The sequence below is a fragment of the Flindersiella endophytica genome (assembly GCF_054779015.1).
This window is the reverse complement of sequence record NZ_BAAGYY010000023.1, coordinates 737,038-758,326: the sequence shown is the minus strand read 5'-3', so window position 1 is coordinate 758,326 and position 21,289 is coordinate 737,038. Positions and strand designations below refer to the sequence as shown.

Below are 21,289 nucleotides of genomic sequence, written 5' to 3'. Positions count from 1 at the left end.
AGCGTGGCCAGGTGCTGGTCAGGACGGATTCGGGTGGCTGCTCGAAACTGTTCCTGCACCACATCACCGACCAAGGGTTGGAGTACTCGATCGGGTTCCCCGCCTACGAAACGGTCAAGACGGCGATCGAGACGATGCCAGCCCAGGCCTGGCGCGCCGCCCTCGACAGCGACGGCGAGGTTCGTGAAGGGGCGCAGGTGGCCGACCTGACCGCCTGGCTGCCCGACCCCACACCTGCGACCCGGCCCGGGCCGCAGGACTGGCCGAAGGGCATGCGGGTGATCGCCCGCCGCGAACGCCCGCATCCGGGCGCCCAACTGCGGTTGACCGACCACGACGGCTGGCGCATTACCTGCTTTGCCACCAACACCCGCGGGCCAGGCTGGACGCTATCGGCGCTGGAGGTGCGGCACCGGCAACGCGCCCGCTGCGAAGACCGCATCCGCGCCGCCAAAGACACCGGCATGCCTAACCTGCCCTTCCACGGCTACGCCCACAACCAGCTCTGGCTCGAAATCGTCACCCTCGCCACCGATCTCCTGGCCTGGATGCAAACCCTCGCCTGGGACACCCACGAACCCGCCCGCCGCTGGGAACCCAAACGGCTGCGGCTCCGCATCCTGGCCGTGGCCGGACGCATCATCAAATCCGGGCGCCGGCGACGACTCCGCCTGCCACAAGGCTGGCCCTACAACCACCTCATCCACACCGGCCTCGCAGCGCTGCAAACCGCCTGACCAAGCCCACCGCCCCTACCACCAAGGACCCAGACAACCGGCGAACCGAGCGCCGGGAACCACCCCTGCCCACACCCAGCCACCCACACCAGCAACGACCAGCACGAGATCAACGCCACCGATCGCCAGCCACATGAAAGATCGAGGCTAGCCGGCAGCTGCGCGCCCGGCGTAGAAGTCAGGCACCTCGGTTGTCACGTGCCGAAGCCGCGGATGCGGTGCTGCATCACGTGGTACGGCCAGCCGGCGTCGGTGTTCCACTGGCTGACCGACAGGTGCAGGTCGTCGATCGTGGAGCCCGGGATGATGTAGCCGCCGTACAACTGCGCGACGTGCGAGTCGTCCTCGTTGCCCCACTGCCCACCCCAGATCAGCGTCTGGCGATAGGCCGTATAGAGGTTGGACGTCGGCGTGTCCATGATGATGCCGTCGATCCGGTAGTCGCCGGCGTTGAACCACGTCAGCACCCACTTGCCGCCGAGCGGGCGCAGGCAGAGCTCGCCGAACTTTCCCTCCAGGATCGGCGTCGGCGGGTTGCCCCAGTTCCAGGCGCCGTTGGCGTAGCCCCAGCCTTCGTAGGCGTTGACGTCGGTGAGCTGGTTGCTGCGAACCCGCTGCAGGATGATCGGCTTGTCGCGCTGGAACCCAGTGGAGTAGACGTATACGTAGCCGTCGTTGCCCTCGCCCCAGGTGATCAGCTGGAACAGGCCGCCGTGCAGATCCGGCGCGAACTTCGCGCCGGTGTGCACCCAGCTCGCACCGTTGTCGTCGGAGCGCCAGATCTCGGTCCAGACGACGTTGCCGAGGCCCTTGTTGACCATGACCTGCAGATAGATCGTGCTCCCGATCGTGATGACGTCGGAGGGGAGGACGGTCGAGAAGACGGGGTTGTCGTGCTCGTACGCCCACAGCTGCTGGGCCGCATCGCCGCCGACGGCGCCGGACCACGTGACGCCTGCGTTCAGGTCGGTGGTGTTCGACCACAGCGCGACGGGCGACCGCCACCAGCCGCCGCCCACCTGCGCGTTCTCGAACGTGTCGCCGAAGACGAACAGCAGGCGGCCGTCCGGGGTGCGAGTGGGTACGCCGAGGTCGGTGGCCTCCATGCGGTACTGCGTGGTGAGGCCGGGCCCGGTGAGGTCCTTGATCTTGGTGACCGCGATCGCCTGGGCGTCGACACCCGTTCGCCTGGCGGTCGCCTCCGCGGGAGCGGCAGCCGAAGCCGGCCGCGGATCGAGGGCGAGACCTGCCGAGCCGAGCAGGGCTCCGGCAGCTGCCTTCAGGAACGTCGCACGGCGCATGGTGGGCTCCCGTTTGCCACGTTGGAAACGATCGGATCCACACCATAAGCGCCACCGACGGTCACCAGAACGGCGCGACACCTTGCTGCCTGTGTTTCTCGGCGTTTCCGGCCGGTCCATGCGATCCGCCGCCGGACCGGCCTACCCGAACGAGCGGCTACGGGATGCCGGCCGTCGCGTCGACGAAGCAGCCGGTGATGGCCGCCGCCTGGTCCGAGGCCAGGAACGTGGCCGTCGCAGCGACCTGGGCGAGGGTCGGCGAGCGCTTCAGCATGCGCATCTGGTCCAGGTGGCCGAGCAAGCCCTGGAACGCCGCGTCGTCAAGTTGCAGGTTCGGGTTGACAGCCGCCAGCTTCTCCGGGGAGAGCGTCTCCGGCAGGCCGGCGGTGTAGATCCCGGCGACCCGGACGCCCTGCGGTCCGAGCTCCAGCGCGAGGTTACGCATCAGCGAGTCCAGCGCTCCGTCCGCCGGTCCCGTGCCGCCCATCATCGGGCTGCCGGCCGCCGACCGGCTGTCCAGCGCGAGGATCACGCCCGAGCCCTGCTTCGCCATCTGCCGGGCCGCTGCCCGCGCCGTGATGAACGCCGTGGTGATGCCGTTCGTGATCGGCCGTACGAAGTCCGCCGTCGTCAGGTCGACCAGCGGAATCCCCTGGACGTCGCCGCGTGTGATGAGGTTGAACGAGATGTCGATGCTGCCCGCGCTCGCGACCACTGACTGGGCGTGCGCGTCGACCGCGTGCTCGTCGAGCGCGTCGACCACGGCCACGTCAGCCGATCCGGGGCCGTCGCCGGCCGCCGAGATCTCCGCCGCCACCGCGTCGAGCTTGTCCTTCGTACGACCGGTCAGGAAGACCCTCGCGCCTTCGGCCGCGAACGCCTTGGCGACCGCACCGCCGATCGATCCGCCGGCTCCGTAGATGATCGCGTTCTTGCCCTTCAACAGCATTGCCCTCAGCCCTTCCGCACGTACTGGAATGCGACCGCACCGGTCGGAAATGTGGTTACCCCGTCGACCCGCCACTTCGACGGGTGTACGTCGTCGTCGAACAGCTTGCGCCCGCCCGGACCGAGGATCACGGGGATGACGGCCAGCCGGAACTCGTCGACCAGTCCGGCGTTGAGCAGCGCCCGGATGATGCTGACGCTGTTGAGCACCATGATGTCCCGGCCGGGCGCGGTCTTCAGTGCGCGTACTTCTTCCTCGAGCTCACGCTGCGCGATCCGCGCGTTGCTCCACTCCGCCGTCCGCAACGTGCGCGAGAACACGACCTTCTCGACCTCGTCCATCCAGATCGCGCAGTCGCGGTGCCGCGGCGCGCTGTCGGGCGGGAACCAGCCGATGTCGGGGTCCTTGGCGACCTGCGGCCAGAAGCCGTGGAAGCCTTCGTAGTTCTTCCGGCCGAGCAGCAACGTGCTCACGTTGCGCCAGATGCCTTCGAGGTACGCGGCCGAATGGGTGCTCACCGCGTGCTCCTGGATCCACGCCATCCCGTCGTCCGGCTCGCTGACGTAGCCGTCGATCGACATGCTGATGTGGGCGATGACCTTGCGGTTCGTCTCTGTGTTCGTCCCTGGGTTGGTCATGACCGGAACGCTACGAAGATCCGCGGGCGGCGGAATCAGCATCGGCATCAGTACTTTCGGGCGCCAGTACCGATGGCGTGCCGAACAGGTATCGTCGCGGCATGTTGCGTGGACGTGGCGCGGAACAGGCTGCGATCGACGCGTTGCTCGGCGAAGCGCGCAAGGGAGCCAGCGGTGCGCTGATCATCAGAGGCGAGCCGGGCATCGGCAAGTCGGCGCTGCTGGACTACGCCGACGGGCAGGCGTCCACGGCCACCTCGCCGGCTGAGCTGCGGGTGCTGCGCGGTGCCGGCATCGAGTCGGAGGCCGAGCTGCCGTTCGCCGGCCTGCACCTGCTGCTGAAGCCCGTCCTCGAACACCTGCCCGCGCTGCCCCCTCCGCAGCAGCGGGCGCTGGCCGGTGCCTTCGGGCTGTCCGGTGAGAGCAGTGGCGGCGACCGGTTCATGATCGGCGCCGGCGTGCTGTCGCTGCTCGCGGACGTCGCCGAGGCCACGCCGCTGTTGTGCCTGGTCGACGACGCGCAGTGGCTGGACCGGGCGTCGGCCGAGGCGCTGCTGTTCGCGGCGCGGCGGCTGGACCGGGAGGGGATCGCGGTCCTGTTCGCGGCCCGCGACTACGCCGGTGCGTTCGCGTCGAGCGGGATCGCCGAGCTGCGACTGGCGGGGCTGCCGGCGTCGGCGGCCGCCGAACTGGTCGCGTCCAGCGGGGCTTCGCTGCCCGATGCCGTACGAGACCAGCTGGTGGCCGAGACGCACGGCAACCCGCTGGCACTGCTGGAGCTGCCGGCCGTACTCGCCGAACGTGAGGGTGGCGCGGCTTCGGTTCCCGCGGTGGCGCCGTTGCCGCTGAGCAGCCGGGTGCTCGACGCGTTCCACCACCAGGTGCGCTCGCTGCCTACGCCGGCGCGGACCTGGCTGCTGGTCGCGGCCGCCGACGACACCGGCGACCTTCCCGTACTCCTGCAGGCTTCTTCCGCGCTGGAAGTGGGTGTGGCGGACCTCGCGCCGGCTGAAGAGCGCGGGCTGGTGACCTTGGCGGGCGACGTGCTGGCGTTCCGGCACCCGCTGATCCGCGCGGCGGTCTACCAGGGGGCGCCGCTGGTGCAGCGGGTCGCCGCGCATCAGGCGCTGGCCGAGGCGTACGGCGACGCGGACCGGCGGGCGTGGCACCTGGCGGCGGCTGCCGGCGGACCGTCGGAGTCGGTCGCGGAGGAACTGGAGCTGGCTGCGGGGCGGGCGGCTTCTCGTACCGGCTTCGCGGCTGCGGCTGCGGCGTACGACCGGGCGGCGCGGCTGAGTCAGTCCGCTCCGGCGGCGGCGCGGCGTTCGACGCTGGCCTGCGAGGCGGGACTGAACGCCGGGCAGCTGGGCTGGGCGCGGTCGCGGGCGGAGCGGTTGTCCGACTCTGTGGTCGACCCGGAGTTGCGGCTGCGGCTGATCGCCGTCCGGGCAGGGGCGGACTTCGCGCGGGGTGCGCTGTCGCAGGCGCACGCGTTGCTGGTCGACGGTGCTGCTCTGGTGGCGGAGTCGGATCCGGAACGTGCGTTCTGGATGCTGCTCGAGGCGGTGCACGCGACCTGGGCGCTGCCGACCGACCGTTCGCTGATGGCCGAGACGGTCGACCGGCTTGGTGCGCTGGAGCTGGGACCGGACGATCCGCTGCGTTGGCTGGTCTGGCTGGTGCGGTGGGGTACGGCGGTGGCGCTCTCGCGTCCGGTCGCGGACTTTCCGCCGTTGTCGGAGGTGCTGGCGTCGGCTCGTACGGCCGCGGCTGTTGCCGGGCCTGCCGGTCCGCGGGCGCTGCTCCGGGTGGGCACGATGGCGTTCGCGACCGGGCGGGACGACGTGGGGGTGGAGGTCGCGTCCGCGCTGGTCTCCGCCGCGCGCGAGGACGGGCTGATCTACGCGCTGCCGGGCGGGCTCGGGCATCTGGCGCTGGTCCAGGTGCTGCTCGGCCGCCACCGCGAAGCGAAGGTCAGCGGCGCCGAAGCCGTCCGCATCGCCCGCGACACCGGCCAGCCGTTGTGGGTCTCGTACGCGTCGGGCGCGCTGGCCTATGTCTCCGCCATCGAAGGCGACTCGGAGTCGTGCCACCAGCACGCCGCCGCGGCGAACGTGGACGCGAGCGCCCAGCAGAGCTCGGCGGGCGTGACGTGGAGCCTTGCGGCACTGGCCTTGCTCGATCTCGGGGCCGGGCGAGTACGCGAGGCGTACGAGCGCCTGGAGACGATCGCCGCCGGGGCGACGCGGCACCAGGGGGCAGTGGTGCGTTCCGTACCGGACCACGTCGAGGCGGCGGTGCGGCTGGGGCTGGCTTCGTCTGTTGTGGAACGGGTCTCGGCGTTCTCGACCTGGGCCTCGACCGTCCGGCTGCCCTGGATCGATGCTCTGCTGGAGCGCTGCCTGGCGCTGACGGCGCCGGAGTCCTCGGCCGAGGCGCACTACGTCCGGGCCTTGTCGCTGGACGACTCGCGCCCGTTCGAGTACGCGCGAACCCTGTTATTGTACGGCGAATGGCTGCGGCGGGGGCGGCGCAAGGCGGAGGCGCGGGAGCAGCTTTCGCTTGCCCTGAAGGCTTTCGAGGACCTCGGGGCAGCGCCGTGGGCCGCCCGAGCCCGCGCCGAGCTGGGCGCGTTGGGCGCGGCGGTCCCGCGTACGTCGTCCGCGCCGGATGTCCTGTCGGCGTTGACGCCGCAGGAGCTGCAGATCACGCAGCTGGCGGCGCAGGGCCTGTCGAACCGCGACATCGCGGCGCAGCTGTTCCTGAGCCCTCGTACGGTGGCGTACCACCTCTACAAGGCCTATCCCAAGCTCGGTATCACCTCTCGCGGCGAGCTGGCCGCTCTGCTCAGCTGACTGCGCCGGAGTCCGGGCCGTCATCTGCTTGCGTTTATATTCGTCTCATGTAATATAACGAACCATGGATGTGTTCGAGGCCATCGCCGAGCCGCATCGGCGGCACCTGCTCGATCTGCTCGCGGATGGGGATCTCGCGGCTGGTGAGCTGGTCGCCGCGTTGCCGAGGCTCAGCCAGCCCGCCGTGTCGAGGCACCTCAAGGTGTTGCGCGAGGCCGGCCTGGTCGAGGTACGCGTCGACGCGCAGCGGCGGATCTACACCCTGCGGGCCCAGGCGTTCGGCGAGGTCGACGAGTGGCTCGAACGCTACCGCCGCTACTTCTCCGACCATCTCGACGCGTTGGAGCAGCACCTGTCCGACAAACATCGCAACGCGAAACCGAAACCCCGTAAGGGCACAAAGCCAGCCAGGCCAACCAGGAAGGGCAACCGCACATGAGCACTCCCAGCCGCAACGGCACCTTCACGATCGAAGGCGAGCACACGGTCATGACGTTCCGCCGCCGGCTGCCGTACCCCATCCACGACGTCTGGCAGGCGATCACCGACCCCGACGAACGCGAGCAGTGGATGGGCAAAACCGTCATCGACGCCCGCGAAGGCGGCGAGATCGAGACCGTCGCCAGCGACCCGCCCGCCGCCGAGGCCGCCAAGCGCATGACCGGACGCATCCTGGTCTGGGACCCGCCGCACGTGCTCGAGCACGAATGGCACCAGCGCATCGTCGACGACAGCGTGGTGCGCTACGAGCTCGAGGAAGACGGCGAGCACGCCACGATCCTCGTGTTCACCCATCGCGGCCTGAGCGTGTCCCACACCATGGGCTTCATCCCAGGCACGCACGCCTTCCTCGACCGGCTCGAAGCCCGCCTGGCCGGTGAGCCCTTGCCTGATTGGCAGGAGCGCTACAACGAGGTCGCGCCGAGCTACGCCTGAGCCGGCTTCAACCACATGTGAGCGCAACCACGCACTACTCCTTCAACGTCCGGCCCTGGGCCGGGTTTCAGAAATATCGCCTGACTCGCGGTTTTGCTGCGCCTTCCCCCAACCCCGCGTACAGTTTCGGTCGGATGCTCGCGAGGGAGGGGGAATGCGCATGCCCGGCCGCTCGTCGCAGAGGCGGACGCCTCGGCAGAAACGGCCGCAAACGCAGGGGATTCGGGCGGTTGGGTTGGTGAATGTGCATCCTGGCGAGGTCGGGTTGCAGGTGGTGCTCGAGGCGCTCGCGGATCCCGTACGGCGGTCGATACTGCGGCAGCTTGCCAAGCGGACGGACTGGACGCATGCCGGTGATGCGCTCGACCTGGCGCTCGATCCCGACTTGTCCGAGGCTGCGATTGGCCGGCATTGCAACGTTTTACGCAACGCCGGTCTGGTCGAGCAGCGGGACGTGGGCAGCCGGCGGTTGAACCGGCTACGCCTTCCCGAGTTCGACGAGCACTTTCCCGGGTTGCTCGATCTCGTCCTCAGGGAGATGGAGCTGTAATTAGATGGCGGCGTCTTCCATGCCCGCGGTGTTCAGGCGTTCCATCACCTCGTCGGACAGGACGAGGTCCAGCGCGGCAAGCTGTTCGTCGAGCTGGGCGACGGTGCCCGCCGCGCTGACGGGGATGACCGGCGGGTCGCTGTGCAACATCCATGCCACGATGAGCGAGTGTTACGACTCGCCCTGGTGACGCTCGTCGTCGGTGACTATGACGAGGCGATCGCCTACTACACAGGCGTCCTCGGCTTCCGGCTGCAGGAGGACACCGATCTCGGCGGCGGCAAGCGCTGGGTCGTGGTGGCGCCGCCCGGCCACAGCCAGAACGGCGCCGCGCTCCTGCTCGCCAAGGCCGCCGGCGAGCACCAGGCGTCGCGGGTCGGTGACCAGACCGGTGGCAGGGTTGCGTTCTTCCTCCAGACCGACGACTTCGACCAGGAGTACGCCCGGCTGGCCCGAGCCGGCGTCGAGTTCACCGAGGAGCCGCGCACGGAGACCTACGGCCAGGTCGTCGTCTTCCGGGACCTCTACGGCAACCGCTGGGACCTGCTCCAGCTCAGGTAGCCTCTGCCGCGTGCGGAAACTGACCTACTTCGTCGCCATGACGATCGACGGCTTCGTCGCGGGCCCGGACGGCGGCGACCCGACGGGCGACCTGTTCGCGCCCGACGAGGAATACCTCGGCAGGATCGTCGAGCACTTCCCCGAGACGCTGCCGACCCCGGCGCGCGTGGCGCTCGGCGTCACCGCGGCAGGCGATCGCTTCGACACCGTCGTCGAGGGCCGGCGGTCGTACGAGGTCGGGCCGGCGGCCGGAATCTCCAACGCCTACGCCCATCTGCGGCACATCGTCTACTCCCGCACGCTCGGCCAGAGCCCCGATCCGGCCGTCGAGGTGGTCGCCTCCGATCCGGCCGCCCACGTACGCGAGCTGAAACAGCAACCAGGCAAGGGCATCTGGCTGGTCGGCGGCGGCGACCTGGCCGGCACGCTGTTCCCCGAGATCGACGAGCTCGTCATCAAGCTCAGCCCCGTCGCGATCGGCAAGGGCATCCCGCTGTTCGGTAGCCAGGCCGGCTACAACCTGGCCCGCTTCCGGCTCACCGACCACCAGCTGCTCGGCTCCGGAACCGCGTTCCTCACCTACGCCAAAGTCTAGGCGGCCATTTTCTCCAAGCGGCCAACGTGGCGTTGCTGGGAACATGGACAGCGTGGCTGATCAGAACGACGTACGACGGATCGCGCTCGGGCTGCCGGAGGCGTCTGAGGGTGAGGACGGCTTCGGGTTCTCCGTTCCGAACAACAAGGGCAAGGCCAAGGGATTCTGCTGGACCTGGAACGAACGCGTCGAGCCGAAGCGGCCCAAGGTCCCCAACCCCGGCGTGCTCGCCGTGCGAGTGCCCAACGTCGGCGAGAAAGAGGCGCTGATCGCCGCCGAGCCGGAGAAGTACTTCACCGAGCCGCACTACAACGGCTACCCAGCCGTCCTCGTGCGGCTCGCGAACGTGCCCGTCGACGAGCTCGAGGAGCTGTTGATCGACGCGTGGCGGTGCATGGCGGCGCCCGCGCTGGTCCAGGAGTACGACCAAGCTCAGTCGACGTAGCCGTGCACCCCTCCGACGTAGTGCACCGACTCCGGCGCGATCTTCAGCGGTGCCCCGGTGGCGAACCGCGCCGGCAGGTCCGGGTTGGCGATGAACAGCCGCCCGAACGACACCACGTCGGCCAGGCCGCGCGACAGCAATGACTCACCGAGCGCGCGGTCGGTCGGCTGCGGCGGGTCGTAGTTGCCGATCAGCGTCCCGCTCCAGCGCGGCCGCAGGTCCTCCAGCGCCCGGTAGGAGCCTTTCTCGCTGACGTGGAGGTACGCCAGTTCGCGCCGGTCCAGCTCCTCGACCAGCGGGCGATAGACGTCGGCGGGCCGCGCCTCCACCAGGTCGTTCTCGGGGTTGCCGGGCGCCAGCCGGATCGCGACCCGGCCGGCGCCGACCTCCGCGGCCACCGCGTCGACCGTCTCGAGCGCGAACCGCGTCCGGTTCGGCACCGAGCCACCGTAGGAGTCCGAACGCAGGTTGGTGTTGTCGGCGAGGAACTGGTGGATCAGGTAGCCGTTCGCGCCGTGCAGCTCCACCCCGTCGAAGCCCGCGTCGATCGCGTTGCGGGCCGCCCGCGCGAAACCCTCGATCGTCTCGCCGATCTGCTGGGTGGTCATCGCCCGCGGCGTGACGTACTCCGCCTTGCCACCGGCGATGTGCACCAACCCGGCGGGTCGCACGGCCGAGGGCGCGAGCGGGACGGCACCGTCCAACGTACGCGGATGGCTGATCCGGCCGACGTGCCACAGCTGTGCGAAGATCCGGCCGCCCATCGCGTGCACGGCGTCGGTCACGGTCTGCCAGCCGCCCACCTGCTCGGCGGTCGCCAGTCCCGGAATGCCGGGCCCGCCCTTGCCGAGGAACACAGGCCAGACGCCCTCGGTGATGATCAAACCGGCGGTCGCGCGCTGTGCGTAATAGGTCGCCGCCATCGGGTGCGGCACGCCGGTCTCATCGTCGGCCCGGCCGCGCGTCATCGGCGCCATCGCGATCCGGTTCGGAAGCCTGAGGTGCTTGGACTCGTAGGGCTGCAACAACGGTGTGAGTGTCATGTCGATGAAGCTAAACCCTCACGTTGACGTGAGAGTCAAGTATAAGATCGCGACATGCGGATCGGTGAGCTGTCGAAGCGGACGGGCGTGAGCGTTCGCGCGCTGCGCTACTACGAGGAGCAGCAGTTGCTGGAGCCGCGCCGTGGCGCCAACGGCTACCGCTACTTCAGCGAACGCGACGTCGAGCGGGTCGCGCAGATCCAGCTGCTGTTCGCGTCCGGGCTCAACAGCAGCACGGTCGCGGAGGTGCTGCCGTGCGTCTGCGGCACGGGCACCGACGAGTACGAAACGCCCGCGCCGGGTCTCGTCGAGAGCCTGGCATCGGCCCGCGAGCGGATCGAACGCCAGATCAGCGACCTGAACGCGACGCTGTCCACACTCGATCGCGTCATGACCGCGGCCCGCGGGCCGCGGTGACCAGAATCGGGAACTTCGTGCGGCCACCGCTCGTCACTGGAATCAACGCGTGTACTTTACCGATTCATTACTATTGAGTCCAAGGTCACCGAATCGTCGATCCGCCCGGGCAGGCGGAGGAGGATGGGCATGCGCCGCATACAGAGCAAGAACCCTGTGTTCTCACGCCGGGAGCCGTTCGGATCGGCCGGCTACACGCCGAGCGCCGACCAGCTGAACGACATGTACAGCGCACCGTCGTACCAAGACCCGGCGACCCTGCGCGGCCGGATGACGCTGGACGACGTTGTTGTCCGCACCGCGATCACGCTCGGCACGGTGATCCTCGTCGCCGCCGTGGCGTGGGTGCTGGTCCCGACCCCGTCGATCGTCCTCACCGTCGGCGCTGCGCTGGTCGGCGTCGGCCTGGGCTTCTTCATCAGCCTCAAGCACGTCACCAACCCGGCCGTGATCCTCGCGTACGCCGCGGTCGAAGGCATCTTCGTCGGGATGGCCAGCAAGGCGATCGGCATGGTCGTCGAGGCCTACACCGGCACCGCGGCCACGACGCTGGTCATGCAGGCTGTGCTTGGCACCCTCGGCGCGGCGGTCGCGATGCTCGCGATCTACAAGCTGAAGATCATCCGGGTCACGCCGAAGTTCACGAAGTTCGTGATCGGCCTGACGTTCGGCTTCTTCATCGCGATGATGTTCAACTTCGTCCTGTCGCTGTTCGGCGTCGGGCTCGGACTGAGCGGACTCGGCCCGATCGGGCTGATCGTCGCCGTGATCGGCGCGGCGCTGGCCTGCTTCAACCTGCTGCTCGACTTCGAGTACGTCAACCAGGGCATCGCGCAGGGCGCGCCGGAGAAGGACGCGTGGTTCGCGGCGTTCGGCCTGACCGTCACGCTGGTCTGGCTCTACATCGAGATCCTGCGCATCATCGCGGCGCTCACCCTCATGAACAGCGACTGACCTCGGTCGTCAAGCAAAGCGCCCCTCGGCTGGTCGGCCGAGGGGCGCTTCGTACTTCAGGCAACTTCACTTCGATGCGGTCGCGTACGGCTGGTGCTGCGCTCCCTCGGGTCCAGGGACACCAGTGGGTTGTCGTGACCGCGGTTTTCCGTCAGCTCGGCTGACACGCCCATGTCGCCGGCTGCGGAGAGTGGGGGTCGAAGCCGTTAAAGGAAGGAACGGTGTGCGCGGAGCATGTCCTGCTCGTGCACGATGGCCGTAGCGTGGCCGTGTGCGATGCCGTACTCGTCGCGAAGCCAGTTGACCCTGTCTTCGAAACGAAGAAATGCGGGACCTGCTTCGAGGGCTCGCAGCCACTCGGGAAGTTCACGTCCAGTTGCCTGCGGTATACGGGATAGGAGGTTCTGGTGTGTCTCTTCGGAGTGGTGCAGAGCCATGGCAGCCTCCTGTGGGACTGGCGTCACTTGGTCATGGGTCGAGCGTGCCTGACGTTTCGGGGTTGCGCAAGACCCTGGTTCATATTACGAGCAGTGAGTTTTTGCCCACCTACGGTCAGGAATGATCATCTGAGCCGTATTCGCGTTGGAGTGCGTTCATTTCGTGTTCGCTGGGCGGTGCCGCAACAGAGTGGAAATCATGCGGAGGTGCTGTGAACGCGGACGCGAACCGGTGGCTCGGGGAGATCCAGAAGGCCGCGTTCGAAGCGGTCTCGCCGGAGCCACTGCCGATGACCGAGCGTCGCGGGTGGACGGTGCGCGCGGTCGAGGCGCTCGAGGGTGTCTGGCGGTGGCGGACATGTCGCCCGGGGAAGCAGGTTCGACCGGGTGGGCGTACCGGCAGCAGGACGTCCCGGTGATGCGGAGGCTGAGACGTGTCCGCAACGTGGTGGCGCCCGCCGTCCGGCTGCTCGACCTGGTGCGGGACGAGGAGCTGCGGCGGCGGCTCGAGGAGTGGCGCGACATGCTGCCGCGCCTCCCCTGAGCCCGCCGCACCGGTGGCAGCGCGCGCCTACTCCGCCATCCGCTCGGCGACGTCGGCCGGGAAGCCGCCGCGGGCGATGGGGCCCCAGCGTTCGATGTCGATCTCGATCAGGCACTTGCCCTGCTTGACCATGGCCGCGCGGTACTCGTCCCAGTCGGAGTGTTCGCCGCTGATGCAGCGGAAGTACTCCACCAGACCTTCGACCGCCTCCGGCAGGTCGATCACCCGCGCCGTGCCGTCGACCTGGACATACGGGTCGCTCCAGCCCGGCGACATCACGACGATGCTGACCCGCGGGTCGCGGCGGATGTTGTGGACCTTCGCGCGCGCTGGGTACGACGAGATCACGAGCTTGCCGTCGCGGTTGAGGCCGACGGTGTTCGGCGACAGCTGCGGCCGCCCGTCCTTCTTCGTGGTCGCGAGCATGCCGTTGTGGCGCGTACGCAGGAACTCCAGCAGCTCCTCGCGGGCCGGCATCTCGGCCGTGGCAATCGATGGGCTCATGCGGCCCAACCTACCGAGGGTTCGACAGTCGGCTCACGACAGCCGTTCCAGGATGATCGCCATGCCCTGGCCACCGCCGACGCACATGGTCTCCAGGCCGAACGAAGCGTCGCGGGTCTGCAGGCCGTTGATCAGCGTGGTCATGATGCGCGCGCCGGTCATGCCGAACGGGTGTCCGAGCGCGATCGCGCCACCGTGGACGTTGAGCTTGTCCCACTCGATGCCGAGCTCGTCGGCCGACGGGATGACCTGCGCGGCGAACGCCTCGTTGATCTCCACCAGGTCGATGTCGTCGATCGACATGCCGGCCCGGGCCAGGGCGCGCCGGCTGGCCTCGACCGGGCCGAGCCCCATGATCTCGGGCGACAGCGCCGATGCGGCGGTCGCGACGATCCGGGCCAGCGGCGTCAGCCCGAGCTCGCGAGCCTTCTCCGAACTCATGATCACCACGGCTGCCGCGCCGTCGTTGAGCGGGCAGCAGTTGCCGGCCGTGATCGTGCCCTGCTGGCGGAACACCGGCTGCAGCCCGGCGACCTTCTCCAGCGTGGTGCCGAACCGCGGCCCGTCGTCCTTCGCGACGACCGTGCCGTCAGCCAGGGTGTAGGGCGAGATCTCCCGCTCGAAGAACCCGGCCTTGATCGCCTCCTCGGCGCGGTTCTGCGAGAGCACGCCGAACTCGTCCTGGATCGCCCGGCTCACCCCGCGCCAGGTCGCGACGTTCTCCGCGGTCTGCCCCATCGCGATGTAGATGTCGGGGAGCTGGCCGGTCGTACGCGGGTCCTCCCACGTGTCGTTGGTCTCGGCGTACTTCAGCGTCCGCGCCTCGGCGTCGGCGAAGACCGGGTTGTGGGTGTCGACCGGATCGACGCCGGCGCTGCCGAACGCCTGGTAGCGCGACACGCACTCCACACCGGCCGAGACGAACACGTCGCCCTCGCCGGCCTTGATCGCGTGGAAGGCCATCCGTGCGGTCTGCACCGACGAGGCGCAGAAGCGGTTGACCGTGACGGCCGGCAGGTGGTCGTGACCGAGCTGGACGGCGACCCGGCGCGCCATGTTGCCGCCGTGCTCGTCGCGCGGCTCGGCGCACCCGAGGTAGAGGTCGTCGACCTGCGTGGGGTCGAGCCCGGGCACCTTGTCGAGGGCAGCCTGGATCGCGAACGCGGCCAGATCGTCTGGTCGGACGTCCTTCAGCGAGCCCTTGCCGGCCCGCCCGATCGGCGTGCGCGCGGTAGCGACGATGACGGCGTCGGACATGACGAGCCTCCTGTGGTTACCGGCCAGTAACCACAGGGTAATACCGCCACCGCGCGGACGCCAGATGGGTCACGTCTCGCTGCGTCTGTTTCTAGGTCATGTTCCTATGTCATGGCGCCGCCTCCTTCGAGGTAGCGCGCGTGCAGCTGCCCGCAGGCCGCGTCCAGCTCGCCGCCGAACTGCTGCCGCCGGGTCGCCCGTACGCCGCGGTCGCGCAGGAGCCGGACGAACCGCTGGGTCCGCCCCTCCTCCGGCCGGCGGTAGGCCACGGAGACACCCGCGGCCTCGTTGTACGGGATCACCGAGACGTGGAACAGCTCCGGCCGGCTGCGCGCCCGTACCAGCTCGGCGAGCTCACGGGCGTGGTCGTCGGAGTCGTTCACGCCGGCCAGCAGCAGGTACGCGAGGTAGGTTTTGCGCCGCGCCTTCGCGACGTGCTCGTCGAGCACCTCGAGGCAGGACGCGAGCGGGAACCTCTGCTGCAGCGGGATCAACGTGGCCCGTTCGGCGTCGAACGGCGAGTGCACCGACAGCGTGAGTGTCACGTGCGGGTGCTCCTCGACCAGCCGGCGCAGGCCCGGCAGGAATCCCACCGTCGAGACCGTGATCCGGCGCGGTGCCAGCGCGAACGCCCTGGCGTGGCTGAGAATCTCCAGCGCGCCGAACGTATGGGGGTTGGCGAGAGCCTCGCCCATCCCCATGAACGCCACACTGTCAACCTTCTCTTGACGAGAAAAGTGCAGCACCTGTTCACAGATCTCGTCCGCGGTCAGGTTGCGGACGAGCCCGACCGCGCCGGTCGCGCAGAACGTGCAGCCCAGGCCGCAACCGACCTGGGTCGACAGGCACAACGACGTCCAGCCCTTCTCGTAGCGCGCGAACACAGTCTCGACTCGCGCGCCCTGAGGGCTGGTGAACAGGACTTTCTCGACTTGTTTGCCGCGTTGGATCGCCAGCGGCGCAAGGCGAATCCAGGAAGGTCCGAGCCGTTCGGCGAGCTGGTCGCGGAGGCTCCGCGGCAGCTGCGTCATCTGCTCGAAGTCGACGACACCGTGCTGGTGCACGGCGCCCAGCACCTGGTTCAGGCGATAGGACGGGACTCCGAGCTCGGCGAGGACGTGCTGGAGAGTGGCGTACCGCGTCGTACGCGGCCACCCGTACACAGACGGACACCCATCAGGTAGGCCATCCTTCTCATGGCTTGATGGTGATCAGGGACAGGGCGGGAGAGTTCCGCGAGTTGTCACATGCTGTCTATCGTTGCCACGCCGCCGAACCGGGCGCAAGTGATTTTTCGGAACGGGTACGTGGCTGGCGACTCGGCCGCGCGTCGTGTAAGACTTCCTTTGTTCGTACGTATCCCGCACAGGAGGTCCACCCATGTCCAGCGACCCAACCGAGCCGAAGGCCGGCGAGGAGCAGGGCGACCAGGAGGCGACGCAGGTGGATCAGGCGGAGCAGGGCGAGCAGGCAGCCGAGCCGGCGGGTGACCTGAAGTCGCGCTTCCGGGACGCGCTCAACCGCAAGCAGGCCCACTCCGACGGCGGCGCGCCGAAGGCGCTGGGTGAGCCGAAGGTGCACGAGGTGCACAGCTCGTCCACGCGGAAGCGTCAGTTCCGCCGGAAGAGCGGCTGAACGAGCCTCACTCCAGCTGGAACCATCCCTCCGCCTGCGGTGTAGTGCAGGTGTGAGCGGCGACGCGGACGAAGTTGCCCGCTGCCGAGCCGGTGACCTGGACGCCTATAGCGCGCTGGTCGCCCGCTACACCGTGCTCGCGCACCGTACGGCCGTGCTGTTCGGCGCGGGGGACGACGCCGAGGACGTGGTGCAGGAGGCGTTCGTCAAGGCCTACCGCAACCTCCACCGGTTCCGGCTCGACGGCGAGTTTCGTCCATGGCTGCTGCGGATCGTGGTCAACGAGACGAAGAACCTCCACCGCTCCCGCCGCCGGCGGGACGGGATGGTGCTTCGCCTGGGCGCGGTCACCGTCCGCGACCTCGACTTGAGCGGGCCTGAGCCCGAACCGCACGCCGTCTCCCGCGAACGCGACGCTGAGCTGCTCGCAGCGGTCCGGAAACTGCCCGAGAAGGACCAGCGGGTGCTGGCCTGCCGGTACTTCCTCGACCTCGGCGAGGCCGAGACCGCCCAGCTGCTCGGCTGGCCACGTGGCTCGGTCAAGTCTCGGACCGCGCGGGCCCTCGCTCGCCTGCGGCTGGCCCTGACCGGAGCGCGCGATTCCAGCCGGGAGGAGGTGGCCGGTGGCTGAGCCGAACCTGCCGGACGAGCGGCTGGAGGCCGAGCTGCGCGAGCTCGGCGGCCGGCTGCTGGTCGAGCCCGCGCCGCCGGGGGCGGCGGCGATGGTCGCGGCCGTACGTTCGCGCGTCGCCGACGTCCCGATCTCGAAGCCCGCACGCGGCCGCCTTGCCTGGCCGGGGCAGGGCTGGCCGCGACGGCTCGCGGTCGCGGTTGTCGTGGTGTGTGTCGGTGCTGCACTGGTCGCGTTCTCGCCGCAGGTACGCGACGGCATCGTCACGTTGCTGCGTTTCGCCGGCGTGGAGGTCGGCCGGTCGACTCAGCCGATGCCGGCGAGCGAGCTGCCGACCGTACGTTCGCTCCCCGGTGAACGTGCCGTGTCGCTCGCCGAGGCCAGGCGGCTCGCGAGGTTCGAGGTCCACGTCCCCGCGGCGCTCGGCGATCCGACCAACGTGCTGGTCGCCGACGGCAGGCCGCCACGCGTCGTGACGCTGGAGTACGCGGGACCAGTGCGGCTCGACCAGTTCGACGGCACGATCGACTTCGCGTACTTCAAGAAGGTCGGCGGGGCTGAGCAGCTCGAGTGGACGGACGTCCGCGGCGAGGTCGCCCTGTGGGTGGAGGGCCCGCACGCGGTCGGCTACGTCGGTCGCGACAAGGAGTTCCGGCTGGCGGAGGCCAGGCTGGCCGCGAACACGCTGATCTGGCAGTCCGGGCGTACGACGCTCCGCCTGGAAGGCGACTTCACCCGCGCCGAGGCGATCGGCATCGCCGAGTCGACGAGTAGGTAGGGATCAGTCGTCCCAGGCGTACTCCACCTGGACCTGTGCGTGCAGCCGGAGATCCCCCGCCTCGACAGGCGGCGAGCCACCCGCACTGGAGTCGGACACCATCGCCCGCGCCTCGAGAGGGTAGCTCTTGTGCTGGATTCCACCGGCATCCTCGACCACCGCGGTGACCACGCCGAGCTGCCGTCCGGCGAGCTCGGCCAGCTGTCCGGCCTTTCGCCGGGCGTCGGCCATCGCGTCGGCTCGGGCCTGGTCGAGGTGGGCTTCCGGATGCTCGACGGCGAGCCGGAGGTCGTGTACTTCGGCCGCGTCTCCGCCCGCCGCGAGGACGGTCTGGACGATCGCGCCTGCTTGCGGGACCTCGCGAACTCGCAACGTGAGCTCGTGGTGCGCGGAGAACCGCGCCGGCTGCCCGATGTCGGGCCGCCAGGACGACAACCGCAGCGTGCCGGTCAGCCGATCGCGCTCCTCGACCCCGGCACCGGCGGCTGCGTCAACCATTGCCTGCATCGCGGCCGTGGCTCGTTCGGACGCCGTCGCCGCGCTGCTCGCCTCCGCCGTCGCACCGAGCTGCACGATCGCGATGTCCGGCTGGACCGCGACCGTGCCGTGCCCGGTGACGGCGATCCCGGTCAGGCGTTTGGTCATGCCTCCGGTTCTAGCACGACCACTTGGATCTCACGGTCGGTTTTGGTCTGGTACTCGTCGTACGCGGGCCAGATCTCCGCCATCAGCTTCCACAGCCGCGTGCGCTCGTCGCCGACCGCCGTACGCGCCCTGGCCTTGAGCTTCTCCGAGCCGACCTGCAGCTCGACACCGGGGTTCGCGACCAGGTTGTGGTACCAGAGCGGAGCTTCCGGCGCGCCACCCTTCGACGCCACGATGACGTAGTTGTCGCCGTCCTGGCCGTAGATCAGGGCCGATCTCCGGGCGTTCCCCGTCTTGCGGCCGATCGTCGTGATCAGCAGCGTGGGAGCCGTGAACGACCAGGCATCGCTGCCCTTGCCGTCGGTCTCGACGTACTCCTTGATGTGGTCGGCTACCCAGCCGGTCGGGCTGTCAATGGGGTTCGAGAAGTCGCTCATGATCGCTTACAACACAAGGCGACCGCGCGGGCATTCCGCGTGCACACGCCTCAGCCAGAACGGACGGCCTGCTCGATCATGCTGTAGACGACGTCGAAGAACTCCGCGTCGGTCTGCCTGTCCTTGGAGAGCGCGCCGATCAGCCGATGGTGCGCGGGGTACTCCTCGGCCGGCAGCTCGGCGATCCGCTCCGGCGGCGTGCGGTTGATGCCGAACCGGCCGGTGGTCGCCGACACCGCGTAGCCGAGGACGAGCGTGCTGATCAGCCGTTCCAGCCTCGGCACGTCAGCCTCCGGCACGCCGGCGCCGAGCAGGGCGGCGAAGACCACTTCTCGCGTACGCAGCGCGCCCTTGGTGACGGCCGGGCGGTTGAGCAGCAGCGGGAACGCCTGCGGGTGCCGCCGGGCGACGGCGATCGCGCCGGCGCCGAGCTCGCGCAACTGCTCTTCCCAGTTCAGCCCGGCTCTGGACTTGGGGAAGTCGGCGAGGATCCGCTCGACCAGGCCGTCGAGCAGGCCGTCCTTGTCGCCGACGTGCGCGTAGAGCGCCATCGCCGTGACACCGAGCCGCTCGGCGACGGCCCGCATCGTGACCGCCTGGAGCCCGCCGTCGTCGGCGAGGTCGAGCGCCGCCTGCAGGATCGCATCGCGGGTGAGCTTCGGGGTTGACCTGCGCGCCATGAGGATGCATTCTAGTCGTAGGTATACAACGTAGATCATTTAGCCGGAAGGGGTGGCCGCGCGATGCTCGAGGTTCGTGGGCTGCGGAAGGCGTACGGTCGGGTGACCGCGCTGGCCGGGCTCGACCTGCAGGTCAGCCGGGGCGAGGTGACCGGCCTGATCGGGCACAACGGCGCGGGCAAGTCCACCCTGGTCGGAGCGATCGCCGGGCTGCTCGTGCCGGACGCGGGCCAGGCGCTGGTCGACGGCATCGACACGGCGCGCGATCCGCTGGCCGTGCGGCGCCGGCTCGGCTTGGCGCCGCAGGAGGAGGCGCTCTACCCCGCGATCACCGTACGCGAGCACCTGCGGTTGTTCGCCACGTTCGGTGGCCTGCGCGGTGCGGCGGCCCGCCGCGCGGTCGAGCAGACCGCGGAGGAGATGGCGCTCACGGCCGTCCTCGACCGCCGGGTCGGTGTGCTGTCGGGCGGGCAGCGCCGGCGTACGCAGACCGCGTCGGCGCTGGTGCACTCGCCGCCGTTGCTGGTGCTCGACGAGCCGACGGTCGGCGCTGATCCAGACACCAGGCGGGCGTTGCTGGCGGCCGTCCGGGCGCGAGCCGACGCGGGAGCGGCAGTGCTGTACACCACGCACTACCTGCCCGAGCTCGAGGAGCTCGACGCCACGCTCGCGGTGATGGTCGCCGGGCGGCTGGTCGGGCGCGGTGCCCGGCGGGAGCTGGTGTCCGGGCTGCCTGGCCTGCTGCGGTTGGCGTTCCGGGAGCCGATCGGCCCACCGACGGCCGAGCTGCTGCGAGCGGTGGCCGGGGCCGGAGCCGGGAACGGGGCCGCGGTGGAGCTCGACGAGCGGGAAGCGCGGATCGCCGTCTCCGAGCCCGGCCGGCTGCTGGCCGACCTGCTCGGCAAGGAGCCGGAGCTGGCCCGGTCGCTGGCCGAGGTCGAAGTCGAAGGGCCGTCGCTCGACGACCTCGCACACTCGCTTGGGGAGGACCTGTCCAATGTCGCTTGATGTCTTGGCGGACCGCCCGCTGCCGTCGCTGATCCGGCACAACTTCCTGCTCGTCCTGCGCGATCCGGCACCGCTCGCCAGCTATCTCGTGATCCCGATCCTGCTGATGACGGCGCTGCAGTCGATCTACCTGCAAGCCCTTGGAAACAACGGCGCCGCACAGCTCGGCGCCGGCCAGGCGGTGATGTTCTCGCTGTTCGCGCTCGGCGTCGCGGCGGCGCACATTTTCCAGGAACGCGACCGGCACACCCTCGATCGGCTGCGGGCCGCGCCCTTGCCGGGATGGACGATCCTGGTCGGCAAGCTCGCCCCGCTCTACGTCGTGCTGATGTTGCAGCAGATCCTGTTGCTGTTCTACGCGGTCGTCGTGATCGGCCTCGACGTCGGACCGAATCCGCTGCTGGTGCTGGCGGTCGTGGCGGTCTGGTCGGTGACGTTGCTGTCGGGCGCGGCGCTGCTGGGACTGGTGGTCGGCACCAACGGGCAGCTGAACGCGGCCAAGGACCTCGGCGCGATGTCGCTCAGCGTGCTCGGTGGCGCGCTGGTGCCGCACGCGCTGTTGCCCGCCTTCGTACAGCCGGTGGCGGTGCTGTCACCGGCGTACTGGGCGATCTCCGCCTACCGTGCGGCGTTCGCCGGTGACGTCGCCGGTGCGCTGCTGTGGTCGTTGGTGCTGCTGGGAATCGCGTTGTGTGCTTGCGCGCTGGCGGCGTTCCGGCTTCGCCGGGGCGGACTGCGTACGACGCGCTAGA

28 protein-coding genes are annotated in these 21,289 nt (G+C 69.5%); 16 read left to right on the top strand and 12 right to left on the bottom strand.

Going from position 1 to position 21,289, the window contains the following annotated elements:
- Positions 1-737, top strand: a 737-nt coding sequence (locus ACYVF6_RS27895) for a transposase (protein WP_460525541.1), incomplete at its 5' end; no start/stop codon positions are given.
- Positions 738-931: 194 nt separating this feature from the next.
- Here ACYVF6_RS27895 and ACYVF6_RS27890 read toward each other — a convergent pair.
- The 3 genes from ACYVF6_RS27890 to ACYVF6_RS27880 all read right to left on the bottom strand — a co-directional run bounded on the left by ACYVF6_RS27890 (position 932) and on the right by ACYVF6_RS27880 (position 3,625).
- Positions 932-2,038, bottom strand: a complete 1,107-nt coding sequence (locus ACYVF6_RS27890; RefSeq protein WP_460525540.1) for a DUF4185 domain-containing protein — start codon at positions 2,036-2,038, stop codon at positions 932-934.
- A gap of 157 nt (positions 2,039-2,195) precedes the next feature.
- Complete coding sequence (locus tag ACYVF6_RS27885; protein ID WP_460525539.1) at positions 2,196-2,987, bottom strand: SDR family NAD(P)-dependent oxidoreductase; 792 nt, start codon at positions 2,985-2,987, stop codon at positions 2,196-2,198.
- 5 nt (positions 2,988-2,992) lie between these two features.
- Positions 2,993-3,625 (bottom strand): dihydrofolate reductase family protein, encoded by a 633-nt coding sequence (locus tag ACYVF6_RS27880; RefSeq protein WP_460525538.1) that lies wholly within the window; start codon positions 3,623-3,625, stop codon positions 2,993-2,995.
- A 101-nt stretch (positions 3,626-3,726) separates the two neighbouring features.
- Here ACYVF6_RS27880 and ACYVF6_RS27875 point away from each other — a divergent pair, with 101 nt between their 5' ends.
- The 4 genes from ACYVF6_RS27875 to ACYVF6_RS27860 all read left to right on the top strand — a co-directional run bounded on the left by ACYVF6_RS27875 (position 3,727) and on the right by ACYVF6_RS27860 (position 7,966).
- Positions 3,727-6,480, top strand: a complete 2,754-nt coding sequence (locus tag ACYVF6_RS27875) for an ATP-binding protein (protein WP_460525537.1) — start codon at positions 3,727-3,729, stop codon at positions 6,478-6,480.
- 64 nt (positions 6,481-6,544) lie between these two features.
- A complete protein-coding gene (locus tag ACYVF6_RS27870; RefSeq protein ID WP_460525536.1) occupies positions 6,545-6,919 on the top strand; it encodes an ArsR/SmtB family transcription factor in 375 nt (124 codons plus the stop codon).
- Positions 6,916-7,416: an SRPBCC family protein gene (locus tag ACYVF6_RS27865; RefSeq protein ID WP_460525535.1), complete on the top strand. Its 501-nt coding sequence runs from the start codon at positions 6,916-6,918 to the stop codon at positions 7,414-7,416. The genes ACYVF6_RS27870 and ACYVF6_RS27865 overlap by 4 nt, the downstream gene beginning before the upstream one ends.
- A gap of 154 nt (positions 7,417-7,570) precedes the next feature.
- Positions 7,571-7,966, top strand: a complete 396-nt coding sequence (locus tag ACYVF6_RS27860; RefSeq protein WP_460525534.1) for an ArsR/SmtB family transcription factor — start codon at positions 7,571-7,573, stop codon at positions 7,964-7,966.
- Here ACYVF6_RS27860 and ACYVF6_RS27855 read toward each other — a convergent pair whose 3' ends face one another.
- Positions 7,967-8,116: a hypothetical protein gene (locus ACYVF6_RS27855; RefSeq protein WP_460525533.1), complete on the bottom strand. Its 150-nt coding sequence runs from the start codon at positions 8,114-8,116 to the stop codon at positions 7,967-7,969.
- Between the two features lie 18 nt (positions 8,117-8,134).
- On the opposite strand from ACYVF6_RS27855, the gene ACYVF6_RS27850 reads away from it, so the two are divergent.
- From ACYVF6_RS27850 to ACYVF6_RS27840, 3 genes are read left to right on the top strand one after another with little or no spacing between them, the layout of a single operon-like run.
- Positions 8,135-8,527: a VOC family protein gene (locus ACYVF6_RS27850; protein ID WP_460525532.1), complete on the top strand. Its 393-nt coding sequence runs from the start codon at positions 8,135-8,137 to the stop codon at positions 8,525-8,527.
- Positions 8,528-8,537: 10 nt separating this feature from the next.
- Positions 8,538-9,122, top strand: coding sequence for a dihydrofolate reductase family protein (locus ACYVF6_RS27845; protein ID WP_460525531.1), 585 nt, complete (start codon positions 8,538-8,540; stop codon positions 9,120-9,122).
- 52 nt (positions 9,123-9,174) lie between these two features.
- On the top strand, positions 9,175-9,567 hold the full coding sequence (locus ACYVF6_RS27840; protein WP_460525530.1) for an MmcQ/YjbR family DNA-binding protein: 393 nt from the start codon (positions 9,175-9,177) through the stop codon (positions 9,565-9,567).
- Here the strand turns inward: ACYVF6_RS27840 and ACYVF6_RS27835 are convergent.
- On the bottom strand, positions 9,555-10,610 hold the full coding sequence (locus ACYVF6_RS27835) for an alkene reductase (RefSeq protein ID WP_460525529.1): 1,056 nt from the start codon (positions 10,608-10,610) through the stop codon (positions 9,555-9,557). The genes ACYVF6_RS27840 and ACYVF6_RS27835 overlap by 13 nt on opposite strands.
- A gap of 54 nt (positions 10,611-10,664) precedes the next feature.
- On the opposite strand from ACYVF6_RS27835, the gene ACYVF6_RS27830 reads away from it, so the two are divergent.
- Together ACYVF6_RS27830 and ACYVF6_RS27825 are read left to right on the top strand one after the other, a co-directional pair.
- Entirely contained in the window at positions 10,665-11,027 is a 363-nt protein-coding gene (locus tag ACYVF6_RS27830; protein ID WP_460525528.1) for a MerR family transcriptional regulator, read from the top strand.
- Between the two features lie 129 nt (positions 11,028-11,156).
- Positions 11,157-11,981 (top strand): Bax inhibitor-1/YccA family protein, encoded by an 825-nt coding sequence (locus tag ACYVF6_RS27825; protein ID WP_460525527.1) that lies wholly within the window; start codon positions 11,157-11,159, stop codon positions 11,979-11,981.
- A 206-nt stretch (positions 11,982-12,187) separates the two neighbouring features.
- On the opposite strand, the gene ACYVF6_RS27820 is transcribed toward ACYVF6_RS27825, so the two are convergent.
- Positions 12,188-12,418, bottom strand: coding sequence for a DUF4287 domain-containing protein (locus ACYVF6_RS27820; RefSeq protein ID WP_460525526.1), 231 nt, complete (start codon positions 12,416-12,418; stop codon positions 12,188-12,190).
- A 349-nt stretch (positions 12,419-12,767) separates the two neighbouring features.
- Here ACYVF6_RS27820 and ACYVF6_RS27815 point away from each other — a divergent pair, with 349 nt between their 5' ends.
- Positions 12,768-12,962: a hypothetical protein gene (locus ACYVF6_RS27815; RefSeq protein ID WP_460525524.1), complete on the top strand. Its 195-nt coding sequence runs from the start codon at positions 12,768-12,770 to the stop codon at positions 12,960-12,962.
- A 27-nt stretch (positions 12,963-12,989) separates the two neighbouring features.
- Here the strand turns inward: ACYVF6_RS27815 and ACYVF6_RS27810 are convergent, their stop codons facing one another.
- From ACYVF6_RS27810 to ACYVF6_RS27800, 3 genes are all read right to left on the bottom strand, one after another.
- Positions 12,990-13,466: a PPOX class F420-dependent oxidoreductase gene (locus ACYVF6_RS27810; RefSeq protein ID WP_460525523.1), complete on the bottom strand. Its 477-nt coding sequence runs from the start codon at positions 13,464-13,466 to the stop codon at positions 12,990-12,992.
- A gap of 33 nt (positions 13,467-13,499) precedes the next feature.
- Positions 13,500-14,723: an acetyl-CoA C-acetyltransferase gene (locus ACYVF6_RS27805; protein WP_460525522.1), complete on the bottom strand. Its 1,224-nt coding sequence runs from the start codon at positions 14,721-14,723 to the stop codon at positions 13,500-13,502.
- Between the two features lie 104 nt (positions 14,724-14,827).
- A complete protein-coding gene (locus ACYVF6_RS27800; protein ID WP_460525521.1) occupies positions 14,828-15,886 on the bottom strand; it encodes a radical SAM family protein in 1,059 nt (352 codons plus the stop codon).
- Positions 15,887-16,103: 217 nt separating this feature from the next.
- On the opposite strand from ACYVF6_RS27800, the gene ACYVF6_RS27795 reads away from it, so the two are divergent.
- The 3 genes from ACYVF6_RS27795 to ACYVF6_RS27785 are packed head-to-tail and all read left to right on the top strand — an operon-like array spanning position 16,104 to position 17,767.
- On the top strand, positions 16,104-16,358 hold the full coding sequence (locus ACYVF6_RS27795; protein ID WP_460525520.1) for a DUF5302 domain-containing protein: 255 nt from the start codon (positions 16,104-16,106) through the stop codon (positions 16,356-16,358).
- Positions 16,359-16,410: 52 nt separating this feature from the next.
- Positions 16,411-16,989 carry an RNA polymerase sigma factor gene (locus tag ACYVF6_RS27790; RefSeq protein WP_460525519.1) on the top strand — a complete coding sequence of 193 codons (579 nt, stop codon included), beginning with the start codon at positions 16,411-16,413 and terminating at the stop codon, positions 16,987-16,989.
- Complete coding sequence (locus ACYVF6_RS27785; RefSeq protein ID WP_460525517.1) at positions 16,982-17,767, top strand: hypothetical protein; 786 nt, start codon at positions 16,982-16,984, stop codon at positions 17,765-17,767. The genes ACYVF6_RS27790 and ACYVF6_RS27785 overlap by 8 nt, the downstream gene beginning before the upstream one ends.
- Positions 17,768-17,770: 3 nt before the next feature.
- Here ACYVF6_RS27785 and ACYVF6_RS27780 read toward each other — a convergent pair whose 3' ends face one another.
- Genes ACYVF6_RS27780 through ACYVF6_RS27770 form a run of 3 tightly spaced genes read right to left on the bottom strand, consistent with a single transcriptional unit; the run spans position 17,771 to position 19,529 of the window.
- Positions 17,771-18,412 carry an SIMPL domain-containing protein gene (locus ACYVF6_RS27780; protein ID WP_460525516.1) on the bottom strand — a complete coding sequence of 214 codons (642 nt, stop codon included), beginning with the start codon at positions 18,410-18,412 and terminating at the stop codon, positions 17,771-17,773.
- Positions 18,409-18,849: a nitroreductase family deazaflavin-dependent oxidoreductase gene (locus ACYVF6_RS27775; RefSeq protein ID WP_460525515.1), complete on the bottom strand. Its 441-nt coding sequence runs from the start codon at positions 18,847-18,849 to the stop codon at positions 18,409-18,411. Before ACYVF6_RS27775 ends, ACYVF6_RS27780 begins: the two co-directional genes overlap by 4 nt.
- Before the next feature lie 50 nt (positions 18,850-18,899).
- Positions 18,900-19,529: a TetR/AcrR family transcriptional regulator gene (locus tag ACYVF6_RS27770; RefSeq protein WP_460525514.1), complete on the bottom strand. Its 630-nt coding sequence runs from the start codon at positions 19,527-19,529 to the stop codon at positions 18,900-18,902.
- A 63-nt stretch (positions 19,530-19,592) separates the two neighbouring features.
- Here ACYVF6_RS27770 and ACYVF6_RS27765 point away from each other — a divergent pair, with 63 nt between their 5' ends.
- Together ACYVF6_RS27765 and ACYVF6_RS27760 are read left to right on the top strand one after the other, a co-directional pair.
- The gene (locus tag ACYVF6_RS27765; RefSeq protein WP_460525513.1) at positions 19,593-20,537 is read left to right on the top strand and encodes an ABC transporter ATP-binding protein; all 945 of its coding nucleotides are present in this window, start codon (positions 19,593-19,595) and stop codon (positions 20,535-20,537) included.
- Entirely contained in the window at positions 20,527-21,288 is a 762-nt protein-coding gene (locus ACYVF6_RS27760) for an ABC transporter permease (protein WP_460525512.1), read from the top strand. The genes ACYVF6_RS27765 and ACYVF6_RS27760 overlap by 11 nt, the downstream gene beginning before the upstream one ends.
- Position 21,289: the final 1 nt, after the last annotated feature.

Excerpts from the sequence above, each read along its gene's own strand:
- ACYVF6_RS27875 (WP_460525537.1), top strand. The coding sequence starts at position 3,727 with ATGTTGCGTGGACGTGGCGCGGAACAGGCTGCGATCGACGCGTTGCTC.
- ACYVF6_RS27860 (WP_460525534.1), top strand. The coding sequence starts at position 7,571 with ATGCGCATGCCCGGCCGCTCGTCGCAGAGGCGGACGCCTCGGCAGAAA.
- ACYVF6_RS27830 (WP_460525528.1), top strand. The coding sequence starts at position 10,665 with ATGCGGATCGGTGAGCTGTCGAAGCGGACGGGCGTGAGCGTTCGCGCG.
- ACYVF6_RS27865 (WP_460525535.1), top strand. The coding sequence starts at position 6,916 with ATGAGCACTCCCAGCCGCAACGGCACCTTCACGATCGAAGGCGAGCAC.
- ACYVF6_RS27795 (WP_460525520.1), top strand. The coding sequence starts at position 16,104 with ATGTCCAGCGACCCAACCGAGCCGAAGGCCGGCGAGGAGCAGGGCGAC.
- ACYVF6_RS27765 (WP_460525513.1), top strand. The coding sequence starts at position 19,593 with ATGCTCGAGGTTCGTGGGCTGCGGAAGGCGTACGGTCGGGTGACCGCG.
- ACYVF6_RS27775 (WP_460525515.1), bottom strand. The coding sequence starts at position 18,849 with ATGAGCGACTTCTCGAACCCCATTGACAGCCCGACCGGCTGGGTAGCC.
- ACYVF6_RS27770 (WP_460525514.1), bottom strand. The coding sequence starts at position 19,529 with ATGGCGCGCAGGTCAACCCCGAAGCTCACCCGCGATGCGATCCTGCAG.
- ACYVF6_RS27760 (WP_460525512.1), top strand. The coding sequence starts at position 20,527 with ATGTCGCTTGATGTCTTGGCGGACCGCCCGCTGCCGTCGCTGATCCGG.
- ACYVF6_RS27890 (WP_460525540.1), bottom strand. The coding sequence starts at position 2,038 with ATGCGCCGTGCGACGTTCCTGAAGGCAGCTGCCGGAGCCCTGCTCGGC.
- ACYVF6_RS27885 (WP_460525539.1), bottom strand. The coding sequence starts at position 2,987 with ATGCTGTTGAAGGGCAAGAACGCGATCATCTACGGAGCCGGCGGATCG.
- ACYVF6_RS27780 (WP_460525516.1), bottom strand. The coding sequence starts at position 18,412 with ATGACCAAACGCCTGACCGGGATCGCCGTCACCGGGCACGGCACGGTC.
- ACYVF6_RS27880 (WP_460525538.1), bottom strand. The coding sequence starts at position 3,625 with ATGACCAACCCAGGGACGAACACAGAGACGAACCGCAAGGTCATCGCC.
- ACYVF6_RS27810 (WP_460525523.1), bottom strand. The coding sequence starts at position 13,466 with ATGAGCCCATCGATTGCCACGGCCGAGATGCCGGCCCGCGAGGAGCTG.
- ACYVF6_RS27825 (WP_460525527.1), top strand. The coding sequence starts at position 11,157 with ATGCGCCGCATACAGAGCAAGAACCCTGTGTTCTCACGCCGGGAGCCG.
- ACYVF6_RS27855 (WP_460525533.1), bottom strand. The coding sequence starts at position 8,116 with ATGTTGCACAGCGACCCGCCGGTCATCCCCGTCAGCGCGGCGGGCACC.
- ACYVF6_RS27805 (WP_460525522.1), bottom strand. The coding sequence starts at position 14,723 with ATGTCCGACGCCGTCATCGTCGCTACCGCGCGCACGCCGATCGGGCGG.
- ACYVF6_RS27870 (WP_460525536.1), top strand. The coding sequence starts at position 6,545 with ATGGATGTGTTCGAGGCCATCGCCGAGCCGCATCGGCGGCACCTGCTC.
- ACYVF6_RS27820 (WP_460525526.1), bottom strand. The coding sequence starts at position 12,418 with ATGGCTCTGCACCACTCCGAAGAGACACACCAGAACCTCCTATCCCGT.
- ACYVF6_RS27835 (WP_460525529.1), bottom strand. The coding sequence starts at position 10,610 with ATGACACTCACACCGTTGTTGCAGCCCTACGAGTCCAAGCACCTCAGG.